This window comes from Nonomuraea sp. NPDC050153 (assembly GCF_044460125.1).
Taxonomy (GTDB): domain Bacteria; phylum Actinomycetota; class Actinomycetes; order Streptosporangiales; family Streptosporangiaceae; genus Nonomuraea.
Map to the genome: position 1 here is coordinate 1 of NZ_JBITJQ010000055.1, position 23,689 is coordinate 23,689.

The following is a 23,689-nucleotide window of genomic DNA, read 5'->3' on the forward strand; positions in this document are numbered from 1 at the left end:
ACCACCATGCCGGAGACGACTCTCCTCGCCGTCGCCGATCACGCCCGTATCACTGGCGACACGATCAGCGGCACGATCACGCAGGCGCGGGAGGTCTTCGCTCGACTCGCTGAGGTCGGTGTCGACCTGACCGACGTGTTCCAGGTACTCGAAGACAAGGGCATCGGCACATTCGAGAAGTCCTGGCTGGAACTGCTCGACACCGTGGCCGAGCGGCTCGTGAAGGTGAGTGCCTGACGTGGTGTCGCATGCGTCCGTCCTGCATCGGTTCGGCGTCCTCTACCCGTTGAGAGGCGGCGCGTCGCTTGTGGCACGCCCTCGTTCCATCCGGGCGCGGTGTACGGTCATCGCGGCTCTCTTCGCGCTGAGCATCCTGGTGGTGCTCGGCGCGACCCTGGACCTCACGATCCGCTACCGCTTCCAGTCCGACATCTTCCACCAGGCCGAACGGGTGGCGAGCCAGTGGAGCCCGGTCGCCCGCAGCGGCGTCGTGCCACGCCCGATCCCCGCCAACCCACCCGCCGATCTCATCCAGGTCGTGGACGCCCACCAGCGTGTCGTGGAGTCCAGCCGGACGGCCTCCGCGACCGTGCCGCTGAGCCGGCTCCGGCCTCCGCCCGACGCCCGTTACCAGCTCTACCGCGAGTGCTCACCGAACGACCGGTGCATCCTGCTGCACGCCATCCGCCTGACCCCGGCACCGGACGCGGGCGTCGTGTACGCCGGCATCCCGGAACCGGGCCTGCTGGCCACACACGACCTCGAATACACCATCATGACCGGGATCGCCCTGATCACCGCCGTCGCGGCCTGGACCGCATGGGTGCTGGCCGGGCGCACGCTGCGCCCCGTCGAGGCGATCAGGGCCAGGATCTCCCAGATCACGGTGAGCGAGCTCAGCCTGCGTGTTCCCGTACCGCCGGGCGACGACGAGATCACCCAGCTCGCCACCACCACGAACCAGACCCTCAGCCAGCTCGACGGTGCGGTGAAGCAGCTACGCCAGTTCGCCTGCACGACCAGCCACGAGCTGCGCACCCCTATCGCCGCCCTGCGCACGCAACTGGAGGAGGCGCTGCTCTACCCCGACGACGTCGACGCCCGGCAAACGCTCCAGACGGCGCTGACCACCGCCGACCGGCTGGAGGCGATCGTCAATGACCTGCTGCTGCTGGCCCGACTCCGGGCCGCCGACCCGTGCCCCCCGGAGAAGATCGATCTCGGCGAGCTCGTCGCCACCGAGGTGAGCACGCAGTCCAAGTCCGTGCCGATGAACGTCCACGCGCCCGCCGGGCTGGAGATCCGCGGCTTCCGCATGCAGCTGATCCGCGTGCTCGACAACCTCCTGGCCAACGCGCAGCGGCACGCCGAATCCTCTGTCGAGGTCACTGTCGAGCCGGCCGACGACAGGGTCGCGGTCACGGTGACCGACGACGGGCCCGGCATCCCACCGACCCACCGCGAACGCGTCTTCGAACGGTTCGTCCGCCTCGACGACGGCCGCCGCCGCGACCCCGGCGGAAGCGGGCTCGGCCTGGCCATCTCCCGCGACATCGCACACAACCACCACGGCACCCTCACGGTCGAGGATTCGCCACGTGGGGCCAGGTTCGTGCTGTGGCTGCCACTCATCAGCGGAGGTCCCGCAACAGCACACCAGGAAGCAGGAACCTGACGCGCACCAAGAGCCGCATTAACAGATAGGCCCGCCATGTCGGGATTGACGACACCGCCAGGATCCAGTTCGGACAGTTCGACCAGTTCTTGATGCCAATGGCAGCCGGGAGCACTGATGAGCACCACACCCATCGCCGACCTCGCGTTGGTGTCCGATCGTCATTCCGCCGGCCTGATCAGCCGGGATGGGTCGGCCGAGTGGCTGTGCTTCCCCCGGTTCGACGGGCCGTCCGTCTTCGCCCGCCTACTGGACGACGAGGCCGGGCACTGGGCGATCCGCCCGACCGTCCCGTATGAGACGACTCGCCGCTACCTACCGCAGACGATGGTGCTGGAGACCACCTTCCGCACCGGGAGCGGCACGGTCGTTCTCACCGACGCCCTGCTCACCGGCCCGGACGACGGCGGCCACCGGCTTGGCGTCGGTGTGCCGCACCTGCTCGCCCGACGGGTGTCCGGCGTCGGCGGCGAGGTGCCGATGGAGGTGGAGTACCGGCCCCGGCCGGAGTACGGCCTGATCAACCCGATCCTGTCCGTCGTCGACGGCGGCGTGACCGCCCGCGGCGGCGCCGAGTGGCTCGTGCTGACCACGCCGTTCCCCCTCGGCATCGGCGACTGCAGTGGATACGGCGTGTTCACGGTGCGAGAGGGCGAAACACGGCACTTCGGGATGCACCGCTCGACGCTACAGGAGACTCCCGCGCGGGTGTGGGACCAGGCGGAACTGGCGGCCCGGCTGGACGACACGATCGTCGCCTGGCAGTCGTGGTCCAGCCTCCACCAGGCCTACGACGGTCCGTGGCGCGACCAGGTGCACCACAGCGGGCGGGTGCTGCAGGCGCTGTCCTTCCAGCCCAGCGGGGCGATCGTAGCGGCCGCCACGACGTCGCTGCCCGAATGGGCCTGCGGCGAGCGCAACTGGGACTACCGGTACACGTGGGTACGGGACGCGTCACTGACCATGGGCGCCCTGTGGGTCGCGGCCTGCCCCGACGAGGCGAGCGACTTCTTCGCCTTCCTCACCACCGCCGCCCCGTCCCTGGGCAAGGACCGCGCGCTGCAGATCATGTTCAGCGTCCGCGGCGAGCACGACCTGAGCGAGCGCACCCTTCCGCACCTGCGCGGCTGGCGCGGCAGCCGACCGGTACGCGTCGGAAACGACGCGTGGAACCAGCGGCAGATCGACGTGTACGGCGAGCTGCTCGATGCGGCCGTGCGCCTCGAACGGCAGATCGGCGACATCGACGACGACGTCCGGCGCTTCCTCCGTGTCTGTGCCGACACCGCGGCCGAGCGCTGGATGGAAAAGGACCAGGGCATCTGGGAGACACGGGGGGAGCCGCGGCACTTCCTGTACTCCAAGCTCATGTGCTGGGTGGCGCTGGACCGCGGCATCGCCCTCGCCGGCCTCCTACGGGCGCAGGAGTGTGTCGAGTCCTGGCGGCGGACCCGCGCCGAGATCCGCGAAACCCTGCTGCGCGAGGGCTGGAACGACCGGGTGGGGGCGTTCACACAGGCCTTCGGCTCCGACGAGCTGGACGCCAGCGTCCTCATGGTGCCGATCGTCGGCTTCCTTCCCGCGGGTGACCCGCGAGTGCTTTCCACGATCGACGCCGTCGCGGACCGGCTCACCGACGACCAGGGCCTGGTCTACCGCTACCGCACCGCGGACGGTATCGACGGCCTCGCTGGTGAGGAGGGCACCTTCCTGTTGTGCTCGTTCTGGCTGGCGCAGGCGCTCGCCATGTCCGGGCAGGTCGGCCGGGCCAGGGAGGCATTCGAGCGAGCCGCCGCGTACACCAACGACGTGGGCCTGCTGTCGGAGCAGGTCGACCCCGGGAGCGGCGAGCTGCTCGGCAACTTTCCGCAGGCGTTCAGCCACATCGGGCTCGTCAACACCGCCTGGGCCATCGACGAAACCGAACGAACCGCACGGGCCGGCGGGGCGGCCGGCGCGGGCAGCGGGAACGGCGATGGCCGGATGGCGTGAGATCACCGCCGAGTTCGTCGGCACGGCGCTCCTGCTGCTGCTCGTCGTCAGTGCGATCGTCGCAGGCTTCGCGCCCGGCTCGCCGCTCGTCGATACGGTGCCGAACGAGGACCTGCGGAGGCTCCTGACGGGCGTCCTGACCGCCACCGCGGCGGCGGGGATCATCTACTCGCCACTTGGCCGGATCAGCGGCGGCCACCTGAATCCCTCGGTCACGACCGCGTTCTGGGTGCTGGACAAGATGACGTCAGGTTCGGCGCTGAAGTACGTCTCAGCGCAGGTGGCGGGCGCGATCACCGATGCGCTGGCGGCGCTTCTGGTGTGGGACGGCGCGGCGGCCAGCGTGCGGGTCGGCGCGACTGTACCCAGGCTCGGCGGCGCGGCCACCGCGCTGGTCGCCGAGGCCGTGATGACGTTCCTGCTCCTCACGCTGATCCTCACCTTCGTTGACCGCCCGCGCCTGATGCCGTACACCGCGGCCGCCGCGTCATCGCTCGTGGCCGTACTGGTGTTCACCGAGGCGCCGGTGTCCGGCACCAGCCTGAACCCCGCCCGCAGCATCGGCCCCGCGCTGGTCGGCGCCACTTGGACGGGACTGTGGGTATACCTCGTGGCACCGACACTCGGCGCGGTCACCGCGGCGCTGCTGCACCGGCGTCTGTGGGGGACCGTGGCCTGCGCGAAGCTCATGCACGACCAGGCCTACCCATGCCACTTTCTGAACTGCGCCTACACCTCACCCGACGACCGCATCCGGCGGCCCGTCCGCACCCGCTCCGCAGCTCTGTCGCCCATCCTCGCCGGCATCGGCCGGTGGCGACCGGGCGCCCGTCACCATCGCTCACGGAGGGAGCACCGAAGATGAAGGCGATCGCCGTATATCCCGGGAGGCGGACAGCGCCCACATCACGGACGTACCCAGGCTGGCCGCAGCGCCGTTCTTCCTCGTCGCCGCGCTGGCGCCGGGCATGCCGAGCGCGGACACGACGCGATCGTGAACGTGACCACGATGGTCGCCGGTTCGGCGTCGCCGGGATGGGCCTGTACGGGGCGAGCAAGGCCGCGCCGGAGCTGCTCACCAAGTCCTGGGCCGCCGAGTACGGGCCACGTGGCGTAACGCGTCAACACGGTCAGCCCCGGGCCTACCCGTACGGAGGGCACCCCGCGAGCTCTGACATGCCCATGAGGGTCGCCGCCGTCCTCACCTTACCCACCAGGCAGCACAAAATAAAGGACTATTTCGTCCATATGCGAGAGAAGCTGCTCAGGAGCCCTCATCGGCGGCGTAGGCGCGGATATGGTCGATCGCCATGTCCAGGGAGAGCTTCATGGGGCCCGGGTCGCGGGCCGTCTGAGCGAGCAGATAGCCGCCCTGCACGGCGGCCATCATCCCGGTGGCCAGCGCCGCGGGATCCGCGTCCGGCCGCAGGGTGCCGGAGTCTCGAGCTCTCTCCAGGCCGGCTCGGAGCAGCCCCTCCCACTCCTCGAAGTGCTGGGCGAGTGTCTTGCGGATCCCCTCGTCCTGGTCGGCGAGCTCGCTCGCCAGCGAGCCCAGGGGGCAACCGTACGCGCCCTCACGTAGGGCGACGCGTTCGACCAGCGCGTCCCGCCATCGCTCCAATCCCCGCAGGGACTTCAAACGCGTGAGGTATTGCTGGTGCCACTCCAGAACCTCGGAGGCTTGCAGCGTGACGACATCACGCATCAGGGCATCCTTGTCGGGATAGTGACGATACAGCTGTGACTTGCTCGTCCCGCTGGCTGTCCGGACATCGTCGAGGGTTGTTGCGGCCACGCCACGGACATACATCATGTCCGTGGCCGCTCTCAGGATGCGGTTGCGCGTGGCCCGCCCACGCTCGGTCAGCCGAGCATCGTTCTTGTCCCGCGCCTGATCCGCCACGGGATCCAGCCTAGTGCGAGCGAATCCTAAAAACTCCAATTATGGACTTCAAGGTTCTTTTTGGAAAGCTCTGCAGAGAACGACCGCAGGTGATCTCCGGCAGACGGGCCAATCCGCGGGGCGGATAACGAGAGGAGCTCGTGGTCGGCGTGTTCCTCGGCTACGTCTCCACTGGTGGCCGGGCTGTGCTCGATCGGGAGCTCTATCTGCCCAGGGAATCGTGGATCGCGTCGCCGGAGCACCGCGCGGCCGCACGCGTCCCCGAACAGGTCGGCTTCGCCACCAAACCTCAGCTCCTACGGGCCATGATCGAACGGGCGCTCGCCGCCGGCATGCTGTTCGGCTGGGTGACCGCCCATGAAGCCTACGGCCACAAGTGTGTACTTGTGCGGGCCAACGGTTCAGGATGTGCCGCATGTCCGGACATCTGAGGTCAGCGGTCGCATTTGATCAACTATGGCGTTGGCTTGAGATCGGGCACGGACTCGATGTGACGCTTGTGCGCAATGTCACCGACCTGGACGTGGCAAGATCCTGGCCGCAAGCAAGGTGGCTCGAATCCCGTGGTGGGCATGGGCGTACCGGAACGAGAGAGCGTTCGCACACGCCTACCAGACAATCGGCGTCCGCACTCCAACGTACGAGCCGCGAGCTACTGGCCGCATCGCTGACATGCTCGAGTTCATCGGCAGACTCGTCGACGCGGGCTTTCCGGACCTGACCCTTCCACCCGAACCTGAGATCGCAGTCACAGCGAGTTCTCAGGAACCCGGGACCAAAACGATTCTCTGCGATGTTACTTCCACTGACGCCGCAGCCAGCGACGTCAGAAGAGGAGATATCGTGTCGCACGACTACAGCAAGACTCCGGAGGCGCTGAGCCGCCTCACCGACAGCCAGTTCCGCGTCACTCAGAAGGACGGGACGGAGCCGGCGTTCCACAACGAGTACTGGAACAACCATGAGCCGGGGATCTACGTGGATGTGGTCTCCGGGCAGCCTCTGTTCTCGTCGACCGACAAGTACGACAGCGGCACCGGATGGCCGAGCTTCACCAAGCCGATCGTGGCGGCCGCCGTTCGCTCGGAGACGGACAGGTCGTTCGGGATGACTCGCGCGGAGGTGCGGTCCACCGGAGCTGACAGTCACCTCGGGCACGTGTTCGATGATGGTCCTGCCGACGCCGGGGGCCAGAGGTACTGCATGAACTCGGCGGCGCTGCGCTTCGTCCCGGTCTCCGAGCTCGAGACGCAGGGCTACGGCGAGTACCGCTCGCTGTTCGAGACGGCCGACACCACCAGCACAGAGGAGCACGCATCATGACCAGCGGAATTCATGACACCGGACAGATCACCCGCGAACCGGGCACCGAGACGGCCATCCTGGCCGGCGGGTGTTTCTGGGGCATGGAGGACCTCATTCGTCGGCAGCCAGGCGTGCTGGACACGCGCGTCGGATACACCGGCGGAGACAACGATCACGCCACGTATCGCAACCACCCCGGCCACGCCGAGGCGGTCGAGATCGTCTTCGATCCGGCGCAGACGACCTACCGTGACATCCTGGCGTTCTTCTTCCAGATCCACGACCCGTCGACGTTGAACCGTCAGGGCAACGACATCGGCACGAGCTACCGCTCGGCGATCTTCCCGCTCACCCCCGAACAGGAGAAGGTCGCACGTGACACGATCGCCGATGTCGACGCGTCGGGCCTGTGGCCGGGTAAGGCCGTGACGACGATCGAGCCCGCAGGGCCGTTCTGGGAGGCCGAACCCGAGCACCAGGACTACCTGATCGCGTACCCGAACGGCTACACGTGCCACTTCCCGCGTCCGGACTGGGTACTGCCCAGGCGCGCTGCGACCTCATCCTGAGGGCTCTATTGCGAGGGCGCGTTCACCACTGAGGTGATGAGCGCGCCCTCACCGGTTCCGTCACGAACGGCGCCGATCGTGTGCCCGATGGTGGTGTCGTCTCCGAGGCTGGCCACGGTCCCTGCCCTCGGTCCGGGAAGAATGACGAGTCAGTCCTTTCCGCGTTCAGCGGTTGCCCGCCGGAAGTATCAGGTCGAGACGGAGGCCGTCCGGCAACCGCTCCGCGTGGACCGCACAATATCGTTCGGATGCAGAGCGACGCCGACGTGCCTGGCACCGTTGGGGTTGGCATGGGATCTCACGGAATTCGACGAAGAGCTCACCCGCTTGGCTGGTTGGCAGCCTGATCCCGCACAGCAGCTCTACCGCGAGCAGGACCGTTGGCGTCAGGCTGTGCGTGATGTGAAGGAGAGCTTGCAACGCCTCAACAGAAAGCGCGAAGTTGGCCGCGCGGACGGAGACAAAGGGCAGGTCTCTTCCATCAAATCAGGACGGCGCCGACCAGATGGGAAGAATTAGTAGGCGCCATATTGTGCGCGCAGGACGCCGACCGACCTCGGCTGGGCGAAAGGCTCACGCGGGCTGGCCCGCATGATCAAGAAAACCTCGGTACCTTCTACGACGAGTACATCGCCCTGTTCCTGCGCTACAGCCGTAAGGCCGAAGAGGCCCGCCCGACGCCCGCCCCGTCTACGTCCGTTTCTTCACCCTGCCCGTGGACGAGGAGCGAGGCCGGCTTCGACCACCGCTCGACGGCACTCTCCCCAACCTGATCCGGCGTCGCTACGCTCTGGTTCGATCAAGTGGAGGAAAGGCGGTCATGACCAGGACCTGTACATTCTGCGGCATCGTTGCTGGGGAGATCCCCGCGGAGATCGTCTACTCCGACGAGCACGTGGTCGCCTTCCTTGACATCTCGCAGGCGACTCGCGGTCACACCTTGGTCGTCCCCCGCGAGCACTGTTGCGACCTGACCGACATCGGTCCGGACCGCGCGGGCCTGCTGATGCGGGGTGCTGTGCACACCGCTGCCCTGCTGCGGCGCGCGCTGGAACCGGGCGGGATGAACATCTGGCACGCCACCGGCCCTACGGCCTGGCAGATGATCTCTGCGTAGTCCTGCTTGGTGTAGTAGCCACCGGCGCCGCGGCCGACCTCGGTGCTGCCGCCGAAGGTGGCGAGCCGAGGCCAGCTGTCGATCTGGATGCGCCAGCCCTGGTCGTCGGTGAGATGCAGGTGCAGGATGTTCACCTTGTACAGCGCCGCCTGGTCGATGAAGCGCTTGACCTCGTCCACGGTGAAGAAGTGGCGGGCCACGTCGAGCATGACGCCTCGCCAGGCGAACCGCGGTTGGTCGGTGATCGAGACACCGTTGATCGTCCAGGGGCCTGGCTGGACGGTGAGGCTCTCCACCTTCGGCGGAAGGAGTTGCCGGAACGTTTGCACGCCCCGCATCAGCCCGTCCTGGGTGCGCGCGGTGATGGTGATCCCATGTGTGGTGACCTCGAGCTGATAGGCCTCCTGTGCCATGGTCGCGGCCCCGGACAGGGAGAGTTTGATCCCGGTACCGGACGTCGTGATCGGGAACGGCGCTCGGCAGGGGAAGCAACACCGCCGCAGTCGCGATCACGGCCAGGCGCCGTAAATGGGCCGATTTCATCTCGTACCTCCCACGTAGGTGTCGATGCGGTCGACGACCATGTACTGGCCGGAGCGCTTGACGGCTTTGAGGGTGTGCCGGCCGTAGGGCAGGTCGCGGCGGGAGTAGAGAAGCTGCTGGGACAGCCGGGTGGGGTTGGTGGTGTCGACGGCGGCTTGGTGTTGGCCGTCGAGGTAGAAGTCGACCACGCCTTGGTCGCTGTACTTCTCGGATCGGAAGTCGATGCCGGTGCCGGTGAAGGTGTAGGAGAACGCGTCATCGTTGGTCGTGGTGTAGTGGACGTCCTTGTTGTAGTCGTCGGCGTAGTGCCGGTTGACACTGGTGTGCCAGCTGCCGGTGTAGGTCATGCCCGGGGCGTCGTCGTTGAGGGTCGTCGCTGGATGGAGCTGGGTGGCTGGGACGATCTGCTGGGGTGTGTCCGGGCTGGACCAGAACAGTTTGGCGGCCGACGCGCCGCCGTTCTGGGTGACCTCCATGGTGATGGCGTGTCGCTTGCCGGCCGTGAGGGCGATGGTGCCTTTGTCGATCTTCGCGGCGTGCGGGGTGGTGTTGCTGATGACGAGCTGGTCGTCGATCCAGAGGCGGATGGTGTCGTCGGACAAGGTGGCGAAGGTGTAGGGCTGGCTGTAGCGAGGTTCGATCAGCCCGGTCCATCGGGCGGAGAAGTTCGTGGTGGGGATGGCTGGTGCGGGGGAGCCTTCGTACTTCCAGTCGGCGTTGATGGTGGGGTCGACGCGGGTGACTGCGGGGGTTCCGGTGAAGGTGTCGTTGGTCCAGAACTGCGCGGTCAGTCCGGTGCCTGTGCCGGCGGGACGGGCGGGTGTCGGCGTGAGGTCCAGTTCGATCACTGAGGCGATCGGGTCAGGGGCCGCGCCGGTCGGTCGCAGGTCGTAGCCGTCCCCGGAGGCGGTCACTGGCACCGTGGCACCGGTGGCCAGTACGCGGGCGCCGGTCACCGTCAAGGGCGCCTTGGCGCTCAGGTGCAGCGGTGTGCCCGAGGCGGGCCAGGTGTAGACGGAGGCGTAGAGCTTGTTGCCGTTGCGGCTGACCACTCCCCAAGAGGGCTTGGCGACCAGGCCGGTGTAAAAGGCGCCGTAGACGGCTGGTCCGTTCGCGCGAAGCCAGTCGCCCATCCCTTCAAGCCTGTCGAGCTGCGGCTGCGGGATGACTCCCTTGTCGTCGGGCCCGACATTGAGCAGGTAGTTTCCGCTGCTCGCCGCGATGCCCACCAGGTTGCGTGTGAGGTCGGTGGTGGACTTGTAGTTCGTGTCCCAGGCGGCGTATCCCCACGTGCCGTTGATCGTCATGCAGGATTCCCACAGCTGGCCGTCGGTCGGGGCCGTGGGAATCTCCTGTTCGGGGGTGCCGTAGTCGCCGTCCGCGATGCCCCGTTTGGCGACTCGGTTGTTGACGACGGTGGTGGGGGAGAGGGTACGGACGTACTCCTCCAGCCGCGCGCCCTCCTGCGCGGTCCACGGGTTCTCCCACTCGCCGTCGAACCAGAGGACGGCGATGTCCCCGTAGTTGGTCAGCAGCTCTTTGAGCTGCGCCTTCATCCGTGCTACGTACGCGGCGTAGTTGGGGGAGCCCGGCCGGGCGTCGGGGTCGTGCCAGTCCCAGATGGAGTAGTAGAAGCCGAGCTTCACGCCCTGGGTACGGGCGGCGGTGGCGAGCTCGGCGAGGATGTCCCGCTTGAACGGCGTGCGGTCGCGGATGTTCCAGTCGTTGACCTTCGTGGGCCACATCGAGAAGCCGTCGTGGTGCTTGGCCGTGATGACGAAGTACTTCTGCCCGGCGGTCTTCGCGGCGCTGATCACGGCGTTCGCGTCGAAGCCGGCAGGGTTGAATGTGGTGGCCTTCGCCTCGTACTCCGCCCACGGGATGGCGCAATTGCGCTTGATCCATTCGGCGTCACGGCAGACCGTGCCGTCGGGGCGCCGGTACTCGCCCCGGTAGGCGCTGTAGAGGCCGAAATGCATGAACATCCCGAAGTGCCCGTCCCGCCACCACTGTGTGCGTGACGACGTGAACGCATCATCGGGCACGTAGTTGTCACCGGGTTCGGCCCAGGCGGGCCCATTGGTCAGCGCGAGCGTGGAGCAGAGGATCAGCGAGCTCAGCACGGATCGGATTCGCATGACCTACCTCCTTGAAGGATTTGCTGTGCTCTCCCGCTTGGCGATGGAGCGGTACAGCTGCGACAGCGTGTCCCCGTCGACGGTGCGGGCCGCGCCCGCGTGCTCGGCAGTGTGACTGAACGGCTTCGTTCGGGTTGCCCAGTACCGGCCGGAGTCCGACCGCCAGACACGCCAGCCGGCGACCGGCGGTCTGGCGGTCGGTGCTCCGTTGTATGTCATCGAGGTCAGCTGACCTTGGTGAGGCGGAACTTCTGGTTGTCGGCGTTGGTGCAGTTCCATTGGATGACGGCGCCGCCGTCGGCCTGGGAGACGCCGTTGACGTCGAGGCAGAGCCCGCTCGCGGCGGCGGTCACCTTGTAGGTTCCATCGCTCGCGACGGGGAAGAACCGCTGGTGGACGAGGTGGGCGTGGCCGGATGGGTGGCAGGACCACTGGACAAGCTGGGTGCCGCCCGTGGTGGAGCCGTTGGGGACGTCCAGGCATTTGCCGCTCTTGACGTTCTTGAACTGGTAGCCGCCCTCGGCCACGGGGATGGCCTGCCATCTCTGCTCCGTGCCCGTACCCGCGGTCATCTGCACGATCGGCGCGACGTCGGCGACGGAGGCGTCCTTGGGGGTGACGTTCTTGCCGCTGTGTTGTGCGGTGATGGTGTAAACGCCGGCAGCGGGGCCGCCCTGGGTCTCGCCCGCCAACTGGATGGCGTCCAAGTCAAAGGCGTTGTTCTGGCTGTTCTTGAAGACCGCGTAGATGGACTTGGTGCGGACGTCCGACTTCACCGGGACGGCGGCGGTCATCTGGTAGTTGTCCCATCCGCCGGTGTTGTGGACGGGTGCGGTGGCCAGCAGGGTCCCGGTGGGAGAGTCGGCGTGGAGCTCGATGCTGCCGCCGCCGGACGGGCTGGAGATGCGGAAGGCGGCGGAGGTGATGGCGTTGAGGTCCATCGGGGTGAAGGCGATCCAGTCGTTGTTGCTGATGTCGCCGATGCGCTTGCCGCTCTCGGCGCCCGCCTGGTCGATGACGCGGATCCCGGACATGGTCGTGAAGTACTCGGCCTGCTTGCGCTTGGGCTGCAGGACGGCCTTGGTGTATCCGGTCAGCGGGTATTCGCCCTGGTCGGTGTAGTGGGCGTTGATGGCGTAGTAGAGGTTGGCGCCGGCGGGGTGGCCGCCGAGGTCACTGGTGGGGATGGTGCCTTCGCAGCCGGGCTTGTCGACTGTCTCGTGCTCGTGGTCGTCGTGGCCGAGCGCGGGGTTGACCATGACCTTCGAGCAGTCGACTGTGCCGCCGTCAGGGTCGGTGACCTTGACCTTGTACGGAATGTCCTGGCCGAACTCGATGAGTGTGCCGTTCAGGGGAGTTTCGATGGTCACCACGGGCTTGGAGTTGCCGACGGTGATCTCGACGTTGGCGAAGCCCTCCTTGCCCGTGGAGTCCTTCACACGTAGCTGGGCGGTGAAGCGTCCCTTGGCCTGGTACGTGTGCGACGCCTTGGCCGCGGTGGAGTCGACGGTGCCGTTGCCGTCGAAGTCCCAGGCGATGCTGATCGGATCGCCGTCGGGATCGGAGCTGCCCGCGCTGTCGAACTCGACCGTCAGGGGTGTGGGTCCGTCCGTCTTCGACGCAGTCGCCTTGGCGATGGGGGCGCGGGCGCCAGCGGAGTAGTCGATCCGGTAGAGGCCGGAGTCGCTGTTGCCGCCGCCGAACTGGCTTCCCCACTCCAGCAGGTACATCGACCCGTTGGGGGCGAACGTCATGTCCATGGGCTTGGTGAACGAGCCTAGGAACGGGTCGATTTTGAGCACGTTGTCCTGGTCGTCCAGGTGGATGGTCTTCACGAAGTGCCGGGACCACTCGTAGAAGAAGTTCTTGCCGTCGAAGTAGGCTGGGAACTTCGTGGCGGAGGGGTTGGCGGCGTTGTACCGGTACACCGGTCCGGCCATGGGTCCGGCACCGCCGGTCCCGAGTTCGGGGAAGGTCGGCGAGGCGCCGTAGCCGTACCACATGACGGGCTTCTGGATCGGCGGCAGGTCGGTGAGCCCTGTGTTGTTGGGGGAGTTGTTGACGGGTGCGGCGCAGTTGAACTTGGGGCCGACGACCTTCGTGTCAGGGTTGTAGGGGGCGTAGGGCTGGTTGTCGCCGTGGCAGAACGGCCAGCCGTAGTTGCCTGCCTTCTTGATGATGTTGTACTCGACCAGTCCCTCAGGCCCGCGGTCGGCCGCGTGCACGTATCCGGTCTTCTGGTCCACGGTGAAGCGGAAGGGGTTGCGGAAGCCCATGGCGTAGATCTCGGGCTTGGTCTTGGCCGTTCCCGGCGGGAAGAGGTTGCCCGCTGGGATGTCGTACGTCCCGTCCGTCTTCGGTTTGATGCGAAGGATCTTGCCACGCAGGTCGTTGGTGTTGCCCGCGGTGCGGGCGGCGTCGAGCATCTGCTGCCCGGGACGCCAGTCAAGAGGTGCGTACCCCTGCCAGTCGGGCGACAGATTCGGCGGGACGTCGTCGCCGGTGCTCAGATAGAGCGTTCCGTCAGGCCCGAACTCGATGGCGCCGCCGGTGTGGCCGGGCTCGGGATAGGTGCGCTGCCGGTACGCGGGCACCTCGAGGATCTTCTTCTCCGTGGCCAGGTCGATCTTGTCGCCGCTGACCGTGAAGCGGGAGAGCCGGTTGACATCGGTGGCGCTGCTCTCCGGTGACCAGTAGACGTAGATCCACCCGTTCTGGGCGAAGTTCGGGTCGAGCTCCATGCCGACCAGGCCGTCCTCACCACCGGTGTAGACGCTGAGCGTGGCAGCGGTGACTGTCGTGTGCGTGTCCGGCTTGAAGATCTTGATCTCGCCCTTGCGCTGCACGTAGAAGACCCGCCCGTCAGCGGCGACGTCCAGCTCCATCGGGTCGGCGGTGTTGTCGTCCAGCGTGACCTTCTCGAAGCCGCTGGTCACCGTGCCGCCGCAGTCGCCCTCCGCGGCGCCCGCGGCCCATTGGATGCCGCCGAGCACGTGCTGGCGGAAAAGGGGCTCGGCGTAGGCGGCGGTGTCGTGGCCCATGGCGGTGGCCCAGACCTTGCCGCCCTCGGCCTTGCGGCACCAGGAGATGGGGTGGTCGGGGCCCATCTTGGATGGCCCGGGGTCGTAGGTGGTCTCGTCGGCAGAGACCAGGACGTGCACGTTGCCGCGCGGGTTGGGCGAGAAGTTGTACCACTCCTCGGCGCGCTGCCAGCGCAGCGGCAGGTCCTTGGTGGAGGGGTGGACGCGGTCGGTCACCTTGGCGGTGCCCTGCAGCACGCCCGGAGAGTGGGCGGGCATGTGCGCGCCGCCGTTGATCAGGTCGTCCCACCAGGGGAACTCGCTCTCGATGCCCATGTCGAGGGTGTTGTGGATGCCGACGATGCCCTTGCCGGAGCGGACGTATTTCTGTACGGCCTGCCGCTGGGTGTCGTTCTCCCAGACCATGCCAGAGTTCTGCAGCATGATCAGCACGTCGAAGGTGGCGAGGTTGGCGTCGTTGAAGGCGCTGGAGTCGTCGGTCTGGACGACCTCGAAGTGGTTGGCGGCTCCAAGATCTTTGATCATCTGGATGCCGGCGGGGATGGAGCCGTGGACGTAGCCGACGGCCTTGGTGAACAGCAGCGCGCGGAAGAGGTCGTGCTGGGCGGTGGCGGCGACGGCTGTACCTGAAGGTAATAACAGCAGGAAGGGGGTGATCAGGGCAGCAAGAACTCGACGCATGGGGGTCTCCGGGGTCAGAGCTGGGGCGAGGGCTGGTCAGCCGGTGAAACAGTGCCAATGACGCCCCAGCGCAGGGCATCAGCCGATTTCCGGCCTATATCCCTCATATCGCCGGATGCTATGGCGGCTTATGTCGACCGTCAAGCATAAGTAGGAAAGTAGACGGCACAACCCTGCGGAGGTGTCTGCTCTGCGGTTAGTGGCTCAGGTGTGCCGAAAGATCTTGCAAATGCGCGTAATCGCCCAGTTCTCCTGCCACTCTCTCAAGATAGGAGAGTCCTGTCCGCGTGCAGCGGCGCCGTCTGCCATTCGGCGGGGCGCCCAGAGCATCGGATGATCAACGTGGGAACTTTCGATTTCTGTCAGCGAAACATGCTGGACTTAACCGCGCTCTGTGTCTAAATTCAGGTGAAATTCGCCGCAACCCCCTCGTAACGAAGGATCGCGCGCATGTTTCGTCGAACCCCCCGCTGGCTCGCTCGCCTGAGCGTCTTAGCCCTGGCCGTTTCTGGCATGACGGCCATGGCCCTGCCGGCCCGAGCCCACGACGCCATAGACTCAGCCGACTACCAGACCGTGACGCTGGCCAAAGGCGCCGCTGAAACAGGCGAACCCATGAGCCTCGCCGTGCTACCTGATCTGTCGGTCCTCCACACCTCGCGTGACGGGACGCTCCGCCGTACCGACAAGGGTGGAAACACCCAGGTCATCGGCACGCTGCCGGTCTACAGCCACGACGAGGAGGGCCTGCAGGGAGTGGCCGCCGACCCAGGCTTCGCCACCAACAGGACGATCTACCTCTACTACGCGCCCAAGCTGTCCACCCCGGCCGGTGACGCACCGGCCACGGGCACGGACTGGAGTGCCTGGCAGGGGGTGAACCGGCTGTCGCGTTTCACCTTGAAGACCGACTGGACGCTCGATGTCGCTAGCGAGAAGAAGGTCCTGGACGTCACCGCGGATCGGGGCATGTGCTGCCACGTCGGCGGCGACATCGACTTCGACGCCCAGGGCAACCTCTACCTGTCGACCGGCGACGACACCAACCCCTTCGACTCCGCCGGCTACGCGCCCCTCGACGAGCGGACCGACCGCAACAACGCCTACGACGCCCAGCGCACCTCGGCCAACACCAACGATCTGCGGGGCAAGATCCTCCGGATCAAGGTGAATCCCGCCGACGGGTCCTACACCGTGCCGTCGGGAAACCTGTTCCCGCCGGGCACGGCGAAGACCCGGCCCGAGATCTACGCCATGGGCTTCCGCAACCCGTTCAGGATGAGCGTCGACAAGAAGACCGGGGTCGTCTACGTCGGCGACTACGGCCCGGATGCGGGCGGCACCAATCCCGATCGCGGGCCCTCAGGGCAGGTGGAGTTCAACAAGGTCAGCCAAGCAGGCAACTTCGGCTGGCCCTACTGCACGGGGACCAACACGTCCGCGGAGACCTACAACGAATACACCTTCCCCTCCGGGCCTTCGGGCACCAAATACGACTGCGCAGGAGGCCCGGCCAACAACTCCTTCCGCAACACCGGCCTGACGAAGCTGCCGACCGCGCAACCGGCCTGGATCAGGTACGGCGGCGACGCGGGCAGCCCGCCCGAGTTCGGGACGGGGTCGGAGTCACCGATGGGCGGCCCTGCCTACCGCTACGACCCGGAGCTGCAGTCGGCGGTGAAGTTCCCGCAGGAACTGGACAACATGGTCTTCCTCGGCGAGTTCGGCCGCCGCTGGATCAAGGCCGTCAGCCTGGCCGACAACCACATCCTGAACTTCCCGTGGAGCGGCACCCAGGTGATGGACCTGGCCTTCGGCCCCGACGGCGCGCTCTACGTGCTGGACTACGGCACCGGCTACTTCAGCGGAGACGCGAACTCCGCTCTGTATCGCATCGAGTACATCAAGGGCCGCGACCGGAGCCCGACCGCCAAGGCGTCCGCGGACAAGACCTCGGGACAGCCACCGTTAACCGTCGCCTTCTCCTCCGAAGGCTCGAGCGACCCCGACGGCCAGGCCCTGACTTACGCCTGGGACTTCGGCGACGGCGGCACCTCGACCCAGGCCAACCCCACGCACACCTACACCGCCAGAGGCGAGTTCCAGGCGACACTCACCGTGAAGGATCCGGCGGGAAATTCAGGCACCTCAAGCATGCCGATCACCGTGGGCAACACCGCGCCGACGATCGCTTTCCAGACGCCGCGCGAGGGCCAGCTGTTCGACTGGGGCGACACGGTGCCCTTCAAGGTCACCGTGACCGATCCGGAGGACGGCACGATCGACTGTGCGGCGGTCAAGGTGACCTACATCCTCGGACACGACAGCCATGGCCACGCCATTACCTCGAAGAACGGCTGTGAGGGCACGCTGACCATTCCCAAGGACGGTGAGCACGACAGTGCGGCCAACATCTTCGCCGTGTTCAACGCCTCCTACACCGACAAGGACAAGCTGACCGGCAGCAAGGAACACATCCTGCAGCCCAGGCACCGGCAGGCCGAGCACTACGCCGCCGCCTCCTCGGGCGTCCAGCAAGAGAACAAGCCGACGGCCGCCGAAGGCGGCAAGACGGTCGGGTCCATCGAGAACGGCGACTGGATCTCCTTCAAGCCCTACGAGCTGAGCGGCGCCAAGTCGGCACGCTTCCGGGTCTCGTCAGCAGGTGCGGGCGGAAACATCGAGATCCGTACCGGCTCGCAGGGCGGGCCGCTGGTGGGCAAGGTGGCAGTGCCGAAGACCGGCGGATGGGAGACCTTCACGGACGTCGAGACCGCACTGACCGGCGTCACCACCAAGACCGACAGCCTGTTCCTGGTGTTCACCGGAGGCTCGGGCGCGCTGTTCGACGTCGACTCCTTCATCCTGTCGCCCGAGGCCGTGACGCCACCCGTCACCGGAACGATCGGCGGGCCCGGCGGCGGCTGCGTCGACGTCGCGGGAGCGAACACCGCCGACTCCACCAAGGTGCAGATGTACGAATGCAACAGCACCGACGCCCAGAAGTGGACCATCGACAGCACCGCCGGCACAATCAAGGCGCTGGGCAAATGCCTGGATGTCAGGGGAGCGGTCGCCGCTGACGGCACCGAGGTGCAGATCTACACCTGTAACAACACCAACGCCCAGAAGTGGACCGTGGACGGCACGTCCGGCACGATCAAGGCGCTCGGCAAATGCCTGGACGCCACCGACCGGGCGCAATTGGTCATCCGTACCTGCGACGGGGGTGCCAACCAGAAGTTCAGCCCGCCCGGCAGCTCGTCCGCCGACGGCGGTGACGTGCTGGTCTTCAGCCGCACGACGGGATTCCGGCACGACTCCATCGCGGCCGGCATCCAAGCGATCAAGAACATGGGCTTCAAAGCGACTGCCACCGAGGACCCAGGCGCCTTCACCACGGCGAACCTGGCCTCGTACAAGGCGGTGGTTTTCCTCAACACCACCGGTGACGTGCTGAACGCCGACCAGCAGACCGCCTTCGAGTCCTACATCAAGGCGGGCGGCGGGTACGTGGGCGTGCACGCGGCAGCCGACACCGAGTACGACTGGCCGTTCTACGGCGAGCTCGTCGGAGCCTGGTTCTCCTCTCACCCGGCGATCCAGCAGGCCAAGATCAAGATCGAGGATCGGGCGAACACGGCCACCGCTCACCTGGACACCACCTGGACCCGGACCGACGAGTGGTACGACTACAAGTCCAACCCGCGTGCCACGGCGCACGTCCTGGCCACGCTGGACGAGTCGTCCTACAGCGGAGGGTCGATGGGCGCCGACCACCCGATCTCCTGGTGCAAGACCTACCAGGGCGGCCGCTCCTTCTACACCGGTCTCGGCCACACCGCCGAGACCTACTCGGAGCCAGCCTTCCTGCAGCATCTCAAGGGCGGCATCGCGTACGCCATGGGGACCGCACAGGCCGACTGCCGTCCGGAGACCGGTTACACCGCCCTCTACAACGGCTCGACCACCGGCTGGGAGCAGGCCGGACCCGGCAGCTTCACCAACGCCGACGCCACGCTGACCTCCACGGGCGGCATGGGCCTGTACTGGTACAAGGCCAAGGAATTCACCAAGGGCTACTCACTCAAGGCCGACTGGAAGCTGACCGGAGACGACAACTCCGGGATCTTCATCGGATTCCCGCCCTCCACCGATCCCTGGTCGGCGGTCAACAACGGCTATGAGATCCAGATCGACGCCACGGACGCGGCCGACAAGACCACCGGCGCCATCTACGGCTTCAAGTCGGCCGACATCGCCGCACGCGACAAGGCGCTCAACCCACCCGGCCAGTGGAACACCTTCGAGATCAGGGTCGAGGGCGAACGCGTCCAGGTGCTGCTCAACGGAGTAAAGATCAACGATTTCACCAACACCGATCCGGCACGCTCGCTCAAGGACGGGCACATCGGCCTGCAGAACCACGGCAACGGCGACACCGTCTCCTTCCGCAACATCCGCGTCAAGGAACTCGGCGCGCCCACCGGCGACACCGTCATCCAGGCGGAGGGCTGGTCCCAGGCCAACGGCGTCCAGACCTACCCGCACACCCCGGCACACGGCGGCACCGTGCTCGGCTTCGTCAACCTGGGTGATTGGGCGGCCTACGACGAGGTGGACCTCACCGGCGTCACCTCCTTCACCGCCCGCATCGCCTCGGTCAACCCGACGGGGGGCTTCGAGATCCGCACGGACTCGCCGACCGGGACGGTGCTGGGCCGGGTGACCGTGCCCAACACGGGCGGATGGGAGTCCTACCAGGACGTCTCGAGCCGGCTGACCAACGTGCCCGGCAAGACCGTCAAGCTCTACCTCACCTTCGACGGCTCCAGTTTGGACGTGGACGACTTCACGCTTCGCCGCGACTGACTCCGAGACGGAGCCGGCGCAGGCTGACGCGCGGCGCCCCTGACGGCGACATTCGGTCCCGAGTGCGTCGGCAGGGGCGCGAGCCTCCTCCGGGATGGCACGTCGTGTCCCGTGCCAAGCGCGCCACGACGACCGAGTGCGCTCACGAAACCGCGTAATCCGTACGGGGCGACGAACTCCTTCTTGGTGAGCGAAGGGAGTGCTGCTGAGCGAGAGGAGATCGGAATCTCTTGCTGCCAATGGTGTCAAGAGCGGGTGCGCCGAATCGAATCACGCCACGCACGCATGTCCTCGCGATCCCTTTCCTGACGTCTGGGACGCAAGAGGCGTCCCACGACAGACCAAGGAGTTCCCCTTTGCATCGCATCCTCGCTGCCGGTGGCATCCTCGCGACCGTCGGCCTTCTGTCCTCGGCACTCATCGCTCCGGCTCAGGCCGCCCCTGAAGGGGCCCCCGCATCCGGAGAGCCGGTCGCCGCCCAGGACGCCTTCGATGTTGTCTCGTTCTGGCTGCGAAGCAACGGCAAGGCCCTCAAGGACTCCGAGGAATACCACCCGGACTACAAGGTCAACACCCGCACCGCTCGCCTGAAGTCCACGGGCGCTCCCGCGAGCGACGGCAAGCCGGGTGCCATCCCCGCGATCGGTGACGAGCGGACGAAGACCGCCAAGTCCAAGAACATCAACCTGCCCAAGACCGTGGGCAAGGTGTTCTTCGTTCGTGACGGCAAGCCGTACTGGTGCTCGGCCACTTCTGTGCAGTCCAAGTACCGCAACCTGGTCGCCACCGCCGGCCACTGCGCCTACGACACTGACGACGACGGCCATGTCCTCGACCGCTGGGTCTTCGTCCCGGGCTACTACCAGGGCAGGGCCCCGTGGGGTATCTACGCCGCCAAGCAGGCCTTCACCCACTACGACTTCGACGTCTACGAGGACTTCGACCGTGACTATGCGTTCGTCTCGGTCTACAACGGACTCAAGGTCAAGCTGGTCGGCAGGGGCAGCAAGGCAGAGTACGACGCCTATCTGGGTCCGAAGTGGACCTACAACGGCGAGTGGCGCTACGCCGTCTTGGAGGACGCCGGTCGTCTGGGTGACGCTGTCGGAGGTCAGGGCATGGCCTATAACATCAAGCCAGGCCAGAAGATCTTCGCGTTCGGTTACCCGGCCGGTGAGCACCCCGACGGTGACAAGCCCTACACCGGCGTCAGCCCCAAGTGGCTCTACGGCAACACCGGCAAAACAGCGGTCGACGCCACTCTGAAGATCGAGGAGCAGATCGTTCTCAAGGGCGCGGCCACTTACGGCTTCGACGGAGGCCCCTGGTTGCTGAAGTACAGCAACGACAAGCGCCTCGGCTATGTCAACGGCGTCACCTCCACCTTCATCGACGCCGACGACAACGGCCGCTACGACCAGATCGGCTCCCCGTTCTTCGACGGAGAGACGTACGGCGTCTACACCGCCGCCGCCAACGTCTGGTCCGGCAGCATCCTGCCCAAGGACCCGAAGGTGCCGGACTCAAGGCCCACCAAGGGGTCCCCCACGCCTGCGGCACCCTCACCCAGCTCCACCAAGACGCCCCCGCCGTCATCGGGACCCGTCGGCACGGCAGAGGAGAACGAGGTCGTCCGCCTGACCAACGCCGAGCGGGCCAAGGGCGGCTGCCAGCCGCTCACACCCGATCCGCAACTGCGCGCCGCCGCCTTCGGCCACTCCGACGACATGGCCAAGAAGAACTACTTCAGCCACGAATCAAAGGACGGCCGCAGCTTCATGGACCGCATCAGGGCGGCCGGGTTCACCGGAGGATCCGGCTGGGCCGAGAACATCGCCAAGGGCCAGTCGTCCGCGGCCTCGGTGGTCCAGAGCTGGATGAACAGCCCTGGCCACCGCAACAACATCATGAACTGCGGCTACACCCTGATCGGTGTCGGCCTGGCCAAGAACTCCAGTGGGACGAACCACTGGACGCAGGTGTTCGCCGCCAAGTAGTCCTGCCTGAGCGAGGCGCGTAGGTGGCTCATCCCACCGTCTCCGGCCTCATCTTGCTCGTGGGGCCGAAAATCTCAGAAATCGCGTAACCCGCAGGCGCGACGCAACTCACTCCTAATAGTGAAAGGAGCTCGGGCAAGAAGGTCATGGCCAGGTACGCCGGTGCGTCGTATCCGGGAGGGATGCACAGATTCTTGATCAGATGACGGAAGGTCGTATGTGCGAGGACGCGGAACTGACCCAGCGGGTCAGGACCGGCGACAGCCATGCCGTCGCGGAGCTGTATGAGCGGCACCACGCGTCCGTCCTCGCCTTCGCCCGCCGTCTGTCCCCGGATCCGCAGGCCGCCGAGGACCTGGCCAGCGAGGCGTTCACCCGAACCTTACGGACCGTCCGCACGGGTGCGGGCGGTCCGTCCGGCGGGTGGCGTCCCTATCTGTATGCCGTGGTGCGTAACACGGCGGCCGAGTGGGCGCGGACCGACCAGCGTCTGGTCCTGATGGGCGAGTTCAGGGCTGAGGAGTTCGCCGATCTGCTCGTGACAGAGCCTGAGGTTTCCGACGACCTCGTTGTCCGGGCCTACCGCTCGCTGCCGCCGCGCTGGCAGACCGTACTGTGGCACACCTTGATCGAGGAGGAGGAGCCCGAGCGGGTCGCACGGATCCTCGGCATCACTCCCGGGAATGTGAGCGTGCTGGCCTTCCGCGCGCGCGAAGGGCTGCGTAAAGCATACCTGGCCGCTCATGTTGTGGCTGGCTCGCCTGAGTGCCAAAGTTTCGCCGACCGGATGGCGACGGTTGTCCGCAAGCCCAGCAGTCGCATTCCCCGGGCGCTGCGTGCGCATCTCGACGTCTGCCCAAGCTGCGCACGGGCATTCGCCGAGCTGCGCGACCTCAACTCCACACTGCGGGCCGCGCTGCCGATCGTGCTGCTGCCGCTCGCCTTAGGGAAGGCCACCGCATCGAAGGGGGCCGCCATCGGGATGTCGGGCTGGGCGATCCCGGTGACCGCTGCGGTAGCGGTGGTCGCCGCTACCGCAGCAGCCGTCTTGACCCTGCCGCCGGATCCCCAGCTCCCAGCGGCATCACCCCCACAGGCGTCCGCCGCGTCGACGTGGAGGGCGGTACCGTCATCCACACCCACACCGAAGTCCACCTCCAAGCAGAAAGACACTCTGAAGCCGACCGCGGGCTCCACGGTCAGGACGGCCCCACGCACGCGAATCACCGACGTGGACCGATGCGCCGGGCGGGCAGGCGGCCAGGTCAAGGCACGGTCGTGCACCACCCCACGCCATCCCCGGAAGACCGCCACAGCCCCGCCCGGGCCCACGAAATTGGACATCGACCCGGTCACCACGAGCGCCCTGCGCAACGTCGGCACCCGACTCTGCCTCGACGTCCCCGAGGGCAGCCGCAACACCGTCGGGCAGATCTGGGTCTACAGCTGTAACGGCACGAGCGCCCAGGTGTGGACCAGAACGCCCTCCGGGCAGATCACCGTCTACGACGGCCAGAAGTGCCTGGACGCCGTGGAGCAAGGCAAGACCGACGGCACCGCGGTCGGCATCCGCGACTGCCAGGGAGGAGACAACCAGAAGTGGGCCTTGAACGCTGATGGCACGATCCGCGGAGTCGGCTCAGGCCTATGCCTGGACGTGGACGTGCCAACCTCCCGGGTCCAGCTCTGGTCCTGCTGGGGCGGCGACAACCAGAAGTGGCAGGCGATCTAGCGATGTGGCGGCCGGAGGCCTGTACCGTGCCCCAAGGTCGTCTTCGCCCTGACGTGCTGGTAGTTGCCCTCGGGTGTGTGAACTGGTTGAGAGCATGCCCGTGCCGCTGCCCCGCACGTGGCGG

14 protein-coding genes and 2 pseudogenes are annotated in these 23,689 nt (G+C 66.8%); 12 read left to right on the forward strand and 4 right to left on the reverse strand.

What is annotated here, in order from left to right:
- The 4 genes from ACIBQ1_RS58730 to ACIBQ1_RS58745 form a co-directional block, all read left to right on the forward strand.
- Positions 1-237: transaldolase family protein (locus tag ACIBQ1_RS58730; protein ID WP_397292026.1), on the forward strand; the 237-nt coding region annotated here is incomplete at its 5' end.
- 70 nt (positions 238-307) lie between these two features.
- Positions 308-1,675, forward strand: a complete 1,368-nt coding sequence (locus ACIBQ1_RS58735; protein ID WP_397292028.1) for a sensor histidine kinase — start codon at positions 308-310, stop codon at positions 1,673-1,675.
- 117 nt (positions 1,676-1,792) lie between these two features.
- Positions 1,793-3,667 (forward strand): glycoside hydrolase family 15 protein, encoded by a 1,875-nt coding sequence (locus ACIBQ1_RS58740; RefSeq protein WP_397292030.1) that lies wholly within the window; start codon positions 1,793-1,795, stop codon positions 3,665-3,667.
- Entirely contained in the window at positions 3,651-4,532 is an 882-nt protein-coding gene (locus ACIBQ1_RS58745; protein WP_397292032.1) for an MIP/aquaporin family protein, read from the forward strand. The genes ACIBQ1_RS58740 and ACIBQ1_RS58745 overlap by 17 nt, the downstream gene beginning before the upstream one ends.
- Positions 4,533-4,931: 399 nt before the next feature.
- Here the strand turns inward: ACIBQ1_RS58745 and ACIBQ1_RS58750 are convergent, their stop codons facing one another.
- Positions 4,932-5,570 carry a TetR/AcrR family transcriptional regulator gene (locus ACIBQ1_RS58750; protein WP_397292033.1) on the reverse strand — a complete coding sequence of 213 codons (639 nt, stop codon included), beginning with the start codon at positions 5,568-5,570 and terminating at the stop codon, positions 4,932-4,934.
- 140 nt (positions 5,571-5,710) lie between these two features.
- Between ACIBQ1_RS58750 and ACIBQ1_RS58755 the strand changes: the two genes are divergently transcribed.
- From ACIBQ1_RS58755 to ACIBQ1_RS58775, 5 genes and pseudogenes are all read left to right on the forward strand, one after another.
- Positions 5,711-6,001 (forward strand): transposase, encoded by a 291-nt coding sequence (locus ACIBQ1_RS58755; protein WP_397292035.1) that lies wholly within the window; start codon positions 5,711-5,713, stop codon positions 5,999-6,001.
- Between the two features lie 103 nt (positions 6,002-6,104).
- Positions 6,105-6,269: pseudogene (locus tag ACIBQ1_RS58760) on the forward strand (cysteine--tRNA ligase); the annotation flags it as partial.
- A 144-nt stretch (positions 6,270-6,413) separates the two neighbouring features.
- Positions 6,414-6,893 (forward strand): peptide-methionine (R)-S-oxide reductase MsrB, encoded by a 480-nt coding sequence (msrB, locus tag ACIBQ1_RS58765; RefSeq protein WP_397292072.1) that lies wholly within the window; start codon positions 6,414-6,416, stop codon positions 6,891-6,893.
- Entirely contained in the window at positions 6,890-7,444 is a 555-nt protein-coding gene (gene msrA / locus ACIBQ1_RS58770) for a peptide-methionine (S)-S-oxide reductase MsrA (protein WP_397292037.1), read from the forward strand. Before msrB ends, msrA begins: the two co-directional genes overlap by 4 nt.
- Before the next feature lie 820 nt (positions 7,445-8,264).
- Entirely contained in the window at positions 8,265-8,561 is a 297-nt protein-coding gene (locus ACIBQ1_RS58775; RefSeq protein WP_397292038.1) for an HIT domain-containing protein, read from the forward strand.
- Here the strand turns inward: ACIBQ1_RS58775 and ACIBQ1_RS58780 are convergent.
- The 3 genes and pseudogenes from ACIBQ1_RS58780 to ACIBQ1_RS58790 all read right to left on the reverse strand — a co-directional run.
- Positions 8,555-9,064, reverse strand: a pseudogene (locus ACIBQ1_RS58780) (family 20 glycosylhydrolase); the annotation flags it as partial. The gene ACIBQ1_RS58775 and the pseudogene ACIBQ1_RS58780 sit on opposite strands and share 7 nt — an antisense overlap.
- A 36-nt stretch (positions 9,065-9,100) precedes the next feature.
- A complete protein-coding gene (locus ACIBQ1_RS58785; protein WP_397292040.1) occupies positions 9,101-11,242 on the reverse strand; it encodes an alpha-L-fucosidase in 2,142 nt (713 codons plus the stop codon).
- 224 nt (positions 11,243-11,466) lie between these two features.
- Positions 11,467-14,964 carry a ThuA domain-containing protein gene (locus tag ACIBQ1_RS58790; protein WP_397292041.1) on the reverse strand — a complete coding sequence of 1,166 codons (3,498 nt, stop codon included), beginning with the start codon at positions 14,962-14,964 and terminating at the stop codon, positions 11,467-11,469.
- 450 nt (positions 14,965-15,414) lie between these two features.
- Between ACIBQ1_RS58790 and ACIBQ1_RS58795 the strand changes: the two genes are divergently transcribed.
- The 3 genes from ACIBQ1_RS58795 to ACIBQ1_RS58805 all read left to right on the forward strand — a co-directional run bounded on the left by ACIBQ1_RS58795 (position 15,415) and on the right by ACIBQ1_RS58805 (position 23,565).
- Positions 15,415-19,836, forward strand: a complete 4,422-nt coding sequence (locus tag ACIBQ1_RS58795; protein WP_397292042.1) for a ThuA domain-containing protein — start codon at positions 15,415-15,417, stop codon at positions 19,834-19,836.
- 356 nt (positions 19,837-20,192) lie between these two features.
- On the forward strand, positions 20,193-21,833 hold the full coding sequence (locus tag ACIBQ1_RS58800) for a CAP domain-containing protein (protein ID WP_397292045.1): 1,641 nt from the start codon (positions 20,193-20,195) through the stop codon (positions 21,831-21,833).
- Positions 21,834-22,050: 217 nt separating this feature from the next.
- The gene (locus tag ACIBQ1_RS58805; protein WP_397292046.1) at positions 22,051-23,565 is read left to right on the forward strand and encodes a sigma-70 family RNA polymerase sigma factor; all 1,515 of its coding nucleotides are present in this window, start codon (positions 22,051-22,053) and stop codon (positions 23,563-23,565) included.
- Positions 23,566-23,689 lie beyond the last annotated feature (124 nt).

Coding starts and splice junctions, on each gene's coding strand:
- ACIBQ1_RS58740 (WP_397292030.1), top strand. CDS start 1,793: ATGAGCACCACACCCATCGCCGACCTCGCGTTGGTGTCCGATCGTCAT.
- ACIBQ1_RS58745 (WP_397292032.1), top strand. CDS start 3,651: ATGGCCGGATGGCGTGAGATCACCGCCGAGTTCGTCGGCACGGCGCTC.
- msrA (WP_397292037.1), top strand. CDS start 6,890: ATGACCAGCGGAATTCATGACACCGGACAGATCACCCGCGAACCGGGC.
- ACIBQ1_RS58775 (WP_397292038.1), top strand. CDS start 8,265: ATGACCAGGACCTGTACATTCTGCGGCATCGTTGCTGGGGAGATCCCC.
- ACIBQ1_RS58785 (WP_397292040.1), bottom strand. CDS start 11,242: ATGCGAATCCGATCCGTGCTGAGCTCGCTGATCCTCTGCTCCACGCTC.
- ACIBQ1_RS58790 (WP_397292041.1), bottom strand. CDS start 14,964: ATGCGTCGAGTTCTTGCTGCCCTGATCACCCCCTTCCTGCTGTTATTA.
- ACIBQ1_RS58795 (WP_397292042.1), top strand. CDS start 15,415: ATGTTTCGTCGAACCCCCCGCTGGCTCGCTCGCCTGAGCGTCTTAGCC.
- ACIBQ1_RS58805 (WP_397292046.1), top strand. CDS start 22,051: ATGTGCGAGGACGCGGAACTGACCCAGCGGGTCAGGACCGGCGACAGC.